Origin of the sequence: Streptomyces sp. NPDC047971, from assembly GCF_040653355.1 — a bacterium.
GTDB lineage: Bacteria > Actinomycetota > Actinomycetes > Streptomycetales > Streptomycetaceae > Streptomyces.
The window spans coordinates 83,358-91,940 of sequence record NZ_JBEZNW010000029.1; the positions used below are offsets into that span (position 1 = coordinate 83,358).

Sequence of the window (8,583 nt, forward strand, 5' to 3'; positions counted from 1 at the left end):
TCCGATCGGGGATGATCCGCGACGCGGCCGCACGCGCCCTTGACATGATCATGAACGGTGATCAGCCTGGCGTCTGTTCTCTTTCGTGGCAGACAACAGCAAGGGGGGCTAATGAGACGCAGAGCGAGATCGATCCTCGCCGCGGCTTCACTGCTGATCGCGGGGCTGGCGACGGCACCCGTCGCCGGAGCGGAACCGAACGGCGGAGACGGCGGCGACGCCCTCTCCGTATGGCGCGCGCAGGTCGCCGAGGAGCAGGTGCCGCTGCTCCTGGAAGCCGGCGCCGACGGTCACGAACTGACCGAGCAGGTGCCGGAGAAGGGCTCCGCCACGCTTGAGCTCTACCTCACCGACAAGCAGGCCGGACAGCTGCGGGGCAAGGGCGTCGAACTCACCGAGCACACCCTCTCCACCCGGGCCGAGAAGAGGGTCGCGGGAGCGGGAGACGGTGTCTTCCGCCCGTACGGCGGAGCGAACGGGCTCAAGCAGGAGATCCTGGCCACCTCCCAGGCCCACCCCGAGCTCACCAAGGTCGTCTCCCTCGGCAGGACGGTGAAGGGGCAGGACATCCTCGCCCTCAAGGTCACCAAGGGCGCCAAGAAGGCCAAGGACGGCACCCGGCCCGCCACGCTGTACATGTCCAACCAGCACGCCCGTGAGTGGATCACCCCCGAGATGACCCGGCGGCTGATGCACCACTACCTCGACGGCTACGGCAAGGACCAGCGGGTCACGAAGATCGTCGACTCCACCGAGCTGTGGTTCGTGCTCTCCGCCAACCCGGACGGCTACGACTTCACCCACGCCGACCCAGCCAACCGGCAGTGGCGCAAGAACCTCCGCGACAACGACGGCGACGGGCGGATCGAGTCCGGCGACGGCGTCGACCTCAACCGCAATTTCGCCTACAAGTGGGGCTACGACAACGAGGGTTCGTCGCCCGACCCGGCCGACGAGACCTACCGCGGGACCGGCCCGATGTCCGAGCCCGAGACCAAGGCGATCGACGCCTTCCAGAAGCGCATCGGCTTCCAGTACGGCATCAACTACCACTCCGCCGCCCAGCTGCTCCTCTACGGCGTCGGCTGGCAGGTCGCCACCGACACCCCCGACGACGTGGCGCTCAAGTCCCTCGCCGGCACCCCGGAGAAGTCCGCCGTGCCCGGCTACCGCCCGCAGGTCTCGTCCGAGCTCTACACCACCAACGGCGAGGCCGACGGACACGCGGCGAACGTCAACGGGATGCAGATGTTCACCCCGGAGATGTCCACCTGCGCCACGGCCTCCCGCGTCGACCCGAACGACGCCTGGGAGCCCGCCGACTGCGCCTCCGTCTTCACCTTCCCCGACGACGAGAAGCTGATCCAGGCGGAGTTCGCCAAGAACGTCCCGTTCGCCCTGGCCGTCGCCGAGACCTCGGCCCACCCGGACCGGCCCGTCTCCGTCACCGGCCTCGACGCCCCCGACTTCACCCCGGACGCCTTCACCACCTCCTACGCCCGCGGCGGCGACCAGGAGGTCGCCGTGACCGCCCGCACGTCGCTGCGCTCCAAGGAGCTCAAGTACCGCGTCAACGGCGGCCGGACGCACGCCGAGCGGCTGGAGGCGTGGGACGGCGGCGAGACCTACGGCGGCGAGGACAACCTCTACTTCGACGAGTACCGGGCCGAGGTCGAGGGCGCCCGGCCGGGCGACACCGTCCAGGTCTGGTTCACTGCCCGTACCCGCGAGGGCAGGGCGACCTCGTCCGCGCCGTTCACGTACACCGTGGCCGACCGCGCCCGCGGCGACGTGCTCGTCCTGGCCGAGGAGGGCGGCACCGACGCCGCGCGGCACACCGCCGCCTACGTCGAGGCGCTCGCCGACAGCGGCCGCAGGGCCGCCGTCTGGGACGTCGCCACCCAGGGCACCCCGGACGCGCTCGGCGTGCTCGGCCACTTCCGTACGGTCGTCTGGTACACCGGCGCCGAGCAGCCCTCCGGGCCCGTCACGCTGGCCGTGCGGGACTACCTCAACGAGGGCGGCAAGCTGATCAACGCGGGAGAGAAGTCCGGCGGCCTCGTCGACATCGGCAGGGCGAGCTCCAACGACTTCGCCCAGTACTTCCTCGGGGCCTACCACCGGGCCGGGCTGAAGACCCCGCCCGCCTTCGCCGGCTCCCACGGCTTCGGGGGGCTCACCGCCGGCCTCGGCGGCACGACGGACAACCCGCTGGACGACGCCGGCGCGTACACCGTCACCTCGGACACGCTCGAACCGCGCCGCTTCCCGCAGTTCGCCGACAGCAGGTCCGCCGGCGACTACCCGGGCGTCCGCACCCCCTTCGAGCCCTACGAGGGCGCGTCCTTCGCTGCCGTCCGGCACTCCGACGACACCTGGTCCCGCCTCAGCCGCACCGTCGACCTCACCGGCGTCACCGCCGCCGACAGGCCGAGCCTGCGCTTCCAGGTCAGCTACGACACCGAGCCCGGCTACGACAACCTCGTCGTCGAGGCCCACACCGTCGGCCAGGACGACTGGACGACACTGCCCGACGCCAACGGCGGCACCTCGACGGCCGCCCCCGCCGACTGCGGCGAGGGCTACTACGTCCAGGGCCACCCCTTCCTCGCCCGCTATCTGACCGTCGGCGAGGACGGCTGCGCCACCACCGGCACCACCGGCTCCTGGAACGCCTTCACCGGGCCCTCCAACGGCTGGCGGCAGGCGTCCGTCGACCTGAGTGCCTACGCGGGCAAGCGGGTCGAGCTGTCCCTCTCGTACATCTCCGACCCCGGGACCGGTGAGATGGGCGCCTTCGTCGACGACACCGCGCTCGTCGTCGGTGGCACGCCGGGCCAGAGCGAGGGCTTCGAGACCTCGCTCGGCGCCTGGTCCGTCCCCGGTCCGCCCGCGGGCAGCCCCGGCAACGGCAGCGAGTGGACCCGCTCACCGGGGCTCTTCCACTCCCAGGCCGCGGTCGCCACGCGCGACACCGTCCTGCTCGGTTTCGGCCTGGAACACGTCACCGGCGAGGCGCGGCGCGCGTCACTTCTGCGGAGGGCACTGGGGGTCGTGCACGGCTGAGCGGACACCCGCCCTTTTGATCACAGTCAGTGATCGGGACGAAATGGGCACCATGGCTCGAACCCGCCGGTAATAACGGGCCATGGTGCGTTCTCGAGCTATTCCGACCGCACGCGATGTCACTCTGAGCCGATGAGAGAGGTAGGGTCGTAAGCGGTCGGGGACATCCCTAAAAAAGAATCTCGCCGGCGTCGAAACCCGGCGTACTCTCACGAGGAGATCGGTTCGTGACGATCCGCGTAGGCATCAACGGCTTTGGCCGCATCGGTCGCAACTACTTCCGCGCGCTGCTCGAGCAGGGTGCCGACATCGAGATCGTGGCTGTCAACGACCTTGGTGACACCGCGACCACCGCCCACCTGCTGAAGTACGACACGATCCTGGGACGCCTCAAGGCCGAGGTCACCCACACCGCCGACACCATCACCGTCGACGGCCACACCATCAAGGTGCTCTCCGAGCGCAACCCGGCCGACATCCCCTGGGGCGAGCTGGGCGTCGACATCGTCATCGAGTCGACCGGCATCTTCACCAAGAAGGCCGACGCTGAGAAGCACATCGCCGGTGGCGCGAAGAAGGTCCTCATCTCGGCTCCGGCCAAGGACGAGGACATCACCATCGTCATGGGTGTCAACCAGGACAAGTACGAGCCGGCGAACCACCACGTCATCTCGAACGCCTCCTGCACCACCAACTGCGTGGCGCCGATGGCCAAGGTCCTCGACGAGAACTTCGGCATCGTCAAGGGTCTGATGACGACGGTCCACGCCTACACCAACGACCAGCGCATCCTGGACTTCCCGCACTCCGACCTGCGTCGCGCCCGCGCCGCCGCGGAGAACATCATCCCGACCACCACGGGTGCCGCCAAGGCGACCGCGCTGGTCCTCCCGCAGCTCAAGGGCAAGCTGGACGGCATCGCCATGCGCGTCCCGGTCCCGACCGGCTCGGCCACCGACCTGGTCGTCACGCTGCAGCGCGAGGTCACCAAGGACGAGGTCAACGCCGCGTTCAAGAAGGCCGCCGACGACGGCGACCTGAAGGGCATCCTCTACTACACCGAGGACGCGATCGTCTCCTCGGACATCGTCGGCGACCCGGCCTCCTGCACCTTCGACTCCTCCCTGACCATGGTCCAGGAGGGCAACTCGGTGAAGATCCTCGGCTGGTACGACAACGAGTGGGGCTACTCCAACCGCCTCGTCGACCTCACCGTCTTCGTCGGCAACCAGCTCTAAAGCCTCCGGAACCGGCACCTCGATGTGAGCACAGGGCTCGGACAGCGCGATGATGCGCTGTGCGAGCCCTGTCTCGTGTGCTTCACCGCGTACCAAGGAGTCAGTAGAAGATGAAGACCATCGACGAGCTTCTCGCCGAAGGCGTCGCCGGAAAGCGCGTATTCGTCCGCGCCGATCTCAACGTGCCGCTGGACGGCACCACCATCACCGACGACGGCCGCATCCGCGCCGTCACGCCCACGGTCAAGGCGCTGGCCGACGCCGGCGCCCGGGTCGTCGTCGCCTCGCACCTGGGCCGCCCGAAGGGCGCTCCGGACCCGGCGTTCTCCCTCGCCCCGGCCGCCGCCCGCCTCGGTGAACTGCTCGGTGCCGACGTCGCGTTCGCGACGGACACGGTCGGCGAGTCCGCCCGGGCGACCGTCGCCGGCCTCACCGACGGCCAGGTCGCCGTGATCGAGAACCTCCGCTTCAACGCCGGCGAGACCTCCAAGGACGACGCCGAGCGCGGCGCGTTCGCGGACCAGCTCGCCGCCCTCGCCGACGTCTACGTCGGCGACGGCTTCGGCGCCGTGCACCGCAAGCACGCCTCGGTCTTCGACCTCCCGGCCCGTCTTCCGCACGCCGCCGGCTACCTCATCGCGACCGAGGTCGGCGTCCTGAAGAAGCTGACCGACGAGGTCGAGCGCCCGTACGTGGTCGTCCTGGGCGGCGCCAAGGTCTCCGACAAGCTCGCCGTCATCGACGAGCTGCTCGGCAGGGCCGACCGCCTCCTGATCGGCGGCGGCATGGCGTACACCTTCCTCTACGCCAAGGGCTACGAGGTCGGCATCTCCCTGCTCCAGAAGGACCAGGTGGAGGTCGTCAAGGAGTACATGAAGCGTGCCGAGGAGAACGGCGTCGAGCTGGTCCTCCCGGTCGACGTGCTCGTCTCCTCGGAGTTCCCGGACCTGAAGACCAAGGCCCCGGCCGACTTCGAGACCGTCGACGCGGACGAGATCCCGTCGACGAAGGAGGGCCTGGACATCGGCCCGAAGACGCGTGAGCTGTACGCGTCGAAGCTGGCCGACGCCGAGACGGTGTTCTGGAACGGCCCGCTGGGCGTCTTCGAGCACCCCGACTACGCGGGCGGAACCAAGGCCGTCGCGCAGGCCCTGCTCGACAGCCCCGGCTTCACCGTCGTCGGCGGTGGCGACAGTGCCGCCGCCGTCCGCACCCTGGGCTTCGACGAGAATGCCTTCGGCCACATTTCGACCGGCGGCGGCGCCTCCCTCGAGTACCTCGAGGGCAAGACGCTCCCCGGCCTCGCCGCACTGGAGGACTGAACACCTGTGAGCAGCACCCGCACCCCGCTGATGGCGGGCAACTGGAAGATGAACCTCAACCACCTCGAGGCCATCGCCCACGTCCAGAAGCTCGCCTTCGCGCTGACCGACAAGGACTACGACGCCGTCGAGGTCGCGGTCCTGCCGCCCTTCACGGACCTGCGCTCCGTCCAGACCCTGATCGACGGCGACAAGCTCAAGATCAAGTACGGCGCCCAGGACATCTCGGCGCACGACTCGGGCGCCTACACCGGCGAGATCTCGGGCGCCATGCTGGCCAAGCTGAAGTGCGCCTATGTCGCCGTGGGCCACTCCGAGCGCCGGCAGTACCACGCCGAGACGGACGAGGTCTGCAACGCCAAGGTGAAGGCCGCCTACCAGCACGGGATCACCCCGATCCTGTGCGTCGGCGAGGGCCTGGACGTCCGCAAGGCCGGCCAGCAGGTCCAGTTCACCCTGAACCAGCTCGACGGCGGCCTGAAGGACCTCCCGGCCGAGCAGGCCGAGTCCATCGTGATCGCCTACGAGCCGGTGTGGGCCATCGGCACCGGTGAGGTCGCCACCCCCGACGACGCGCAGGAGGTCTGCGGAGCGATCCGCGGCCGTCTCGCGGAGCTGTACTCGCAGGAGCTGGCCGACAAGGTCCGCATCCAGTACGGCGGCTCGGTCAAGGCGGGCAACGTGGCCGCGATCATGGCCCAGCCCGATGTCGACGGCGCCCTGGTGGGCGGCGCGGCGCTGGACTCCGACGAGTTCGTCAAGATCGTCCGCTTCCGCGACCAGTGATGTGATCAGTGAGTAGGCGGTAGCGACGATCCGTCGTACCCTTGCGGGGGTCGGGCAGGACCTGCCCGACCCCCGTCCGTTTTAGTCCGAGGAAGTTGGTCCAGCCGTGGTTATGGGGTTCTCGATCGCCCTGATCGTCTTCAGCGGCCTGCTGATGCTGCTGGTGCTGATGCACAAGGGGAAGGGCGGCGGCCTCTCCGACATGTTCGGTGGCGGCATGCAGTCGTCCGTCGGTGGCTCCTCGGTCGCCGAGCGCAACCTGGACCGCATCACCGTCGTGGTCGGTCTGCTGTGGTTCGCGTGCATTGTCGTACTTGCGCTTCTGATGAAGTTGGACGTGTAACTCCAATCACTGGACGCGCGTTGGGCCTTACGTAGACTGGGGCATCTTCGAGCACCATCACGCAGGGAGTTACGACCGTGGCAAGTGGCAACGCGATCCGGGGAAGCCGGGTCGGAGCGGGGCCGATGGGGGAGGCCGAGCGGGGCGAGTCGGCGCCGCGCCTCCGCATCTCCTTCTGGTGCTCGAACGGGCACGAGACGCAGCCGAGCTTCGCCAGTGACGCACAGGTTCCGGAGACGTGGGACTGCCCGCGCTGCGGCTTCCCGGCCGGTCAGGACCGGGACAACCCGCCGGACCCGCCGCGCACCGAGCCGTACAAGACGCACCTCGCGTACGTACGCGAGCGGCGCAGCGACGCGGACGGCGAGGCGATCCTCGCCGAGGCGCTCGCCAAACTGCGCGGCGAGATCTGATGCGTGGTGTGACAGTGTGACGAACGGGCCCCGCCCGCGAAGCGATTCGCGGACGGGGCCCGTTCGCGTGCGGCTAGCGGTGGCTGCCGGGAATGTGCGCGGTGAGCGCCATCGTGGCGGTCGCGCGCGCGTAGGTCAGCTGGGCCACGCGCGCGTAGAGACAGTCCAGGATCAGCAGCACCGAGTGCCGGGCCCCGAAGTCCCCGCGCCGGAAGCTGGTCTCCGCCGAGGTCGCCGTCAGATGGGTGGAGGCGGTCTTGGCGACCGGTGAGCGGGCGTCGCCGGTCACCGCGATCGTCCGCGCACCCCGTTCGGCCGCGAGCCGCAGCGGGGAGAGGACCTCGCGGGTCGCCCCGGAGTGGGAGAGCGCCACGACCGCGTCCGCGGGGGTGAGGAGCGCCGCCGAGGTCTCCGCGGCATGCACTTCCGTCCACCCGCGGGCGTCGCAGCCGATGGTGAAGAGCCGGGCCTCGGTCTCCCGGGCCACGACGCCGGAGGCGCCGACGCCGTAGACGTCGATCCGGCGTGCCTCGGCGAGGATCCGGGCGGCCCGCTCCAGCGCGTCGAGGTCCAGCCGGTCGGCGGTCCGGCGCAGCGCCCCCAGATCGGCCTGGGTGACGGCGGCGACGACCTGGTCGAGCGGATCGTCGGGGCCGATGTCGGGCCCGAGGGGGCGTTCCCGCCCGCCGCGGGCGTTCTCGCCGCGCTCCTGCGCGAGGGCGAGCAGCAACTCCTGGTACGAGCCGAGGCCGAGGGCGTGGCAGAAGCGCGTCACGGTCGCCTGGGACGTACCGGTGCGCCGGCCGAGCTCCGCGGCGGAGACTCCGGACACCCGGCCCGGATCGTCGAGGACCCAGGCGCCGACCTTGCGCAAGGAACCCGACATGCGGGGCAGTTCGGAGCGGATCAGAGCGGTGATCACGGTGCGGGTTCCCTCCCGACCTGCCTGGTGCGCGGGTCTTGTCGATCGGTGAATCTATCAACCACCATGCGAGCTGATGAGCGAATCCGGGATTCAGACGTGCGTGCTCGGCATCGACGCCGGAGGCACGCGGATCAGGGCACGCCTCTGCGACGCGCGGACCGGAGCGGTGCTAGGGGAGGGCGCGGGCGGCCCGGGCAACGCGCTGAGCGTGCCCCACGCCGACCTCGTACGGAACCTGGTGTCGGCCGTGCGGGGCGCCGTGCCGCACGGCCGGGCGGGCGCCCTCGTCTCCGTGGTGGCGGGCTTCGCCGGGGGCGGACCCGGCGGCGGGGCCGAGAAGGCCGGATCGGCTCTCGCCGCGGCGCTGGCGGAGGTCGGCGCCGACCCCGCCGGGGTCGAGGTCGGGGGGGACGCGGACATCGCCTTCGCCACGGGGCCGGGCGCTCCGGCGGACGGGCTCGTGCTGATCGCGGGCACCGGCGCCCCCGAT

Annotated in this window: 7 protein-coding genes and 1 pseudogene; 7 read left to right on the plus strand and 1 reads right to left on the minus strand. The window is 70.2% G+C overall.

Annotated elements, in window-relative coordinates; genetic code table 11:
• Positions 1 to 111: 111 nt before the first annotated feature.
• From AB0D99_RS25145 to AB0D99_RS25170, 6 genes are all read left to right on the plus strand, one after another.
• Positions 112 to 3,066: a M14 family zinc carboxypeptidase gene (locus AB0D99_RS25145; protein ID WP_362366412.1), complete on the plus strand. Its 2,955-nt coding sequence runs from the start codon at positions 112 to 114 to the stop codon at positions 3,064 to 3,066.
• A gap of 227 nt (positions 3,067 to 3,293) precedes the next feature.
• Complete coding sequence (gene gap, locus AB0D99_RS25150) at positions 3,294 to 4,304, plus strand: type I glyceraldehyde-3-phosphate dehydrogenase (protein ID WP_362366416.1); 1,011 nt, start codon at positions 3,294 to 3,296, stop codon at positions 4,302 to 4,304.
• Between the two features lie 110 nt (positions 4,305 to 4,414).
• Positions 4,415 to 5,626, plus strand: a complete 1,212-nt coding sequence (locus AB0D99_RS25155) for a phosphoglycerate kinase (protein ID WP_362366420.1) — start codon at positions 4,415 to 4,417, stop codon at positions 5,624 to 5,626.
• Positions 5,627 to 5,656: 30 nt separating this feature from the next.
• Entirely contained in the window at positions 5,657 to 6,412 is a 756-nt protein-coding gene (gene tpiA, locus AB0D99_RS25160) for a triose-phosphate isomerase (RefSeq protein WP_362366430.1), read from the plus strand.
• A 112-nt stretch (positions 6,413 to 6,524) separates the two neighbouring features.
• Complete coding sequence (gene secG / locus AB0D99_RS25165) at positions 6,525 to 6,755, plus strand: preprotein translocase subunit SecG (protein WP_260228894.1); 231 nt, start codon at positions 6,525 to 6,527, stop codon at positions 6,753 to 6,755.
• Between the two features lie 77 nt (positions 6,756 to 6,832).
• A complete protein-coding gene (locus AB0D99_RS25170) occupies positions 6,833 to 7,168 on the plus strand; it encodes an RNA polymerase-binding protein RbpA (RefSeq protein WP_003976875.1) in 336 nt (111 codons plus the stop codon).
• 73 nt (positions 7,169 to 7,241) lie between these two features.
• Here the strand turns inward: AB0D99_RS25170 and AB0D99_RS25175 are convergent, their stop codons facing one another.
• Positions 7,242 to 8,090, minus strand: a complete 849-nt coding sequence (locus AB0D99_RS25175) for a MurR/RpiR family transcriptional regulator (RefSeq protein ID WP_362366424.1) — start codon at positions 8,088 to 8,090, stop codon at positions 7,242 to 7,244.
• A gap of 76 nt (positions 8,091 to 8,166) precedes the next feature.
• On the opposite strand from AB0D99_RS25175, the pseudogene AB0D99_RS25180 reads away from it, so the two are divergent.
• Positions 8,167 to 8,583 (plus strand): annotated as a pseudogene (locus AB0D99_RS25180) (ATPase); the annotation flags it as partial.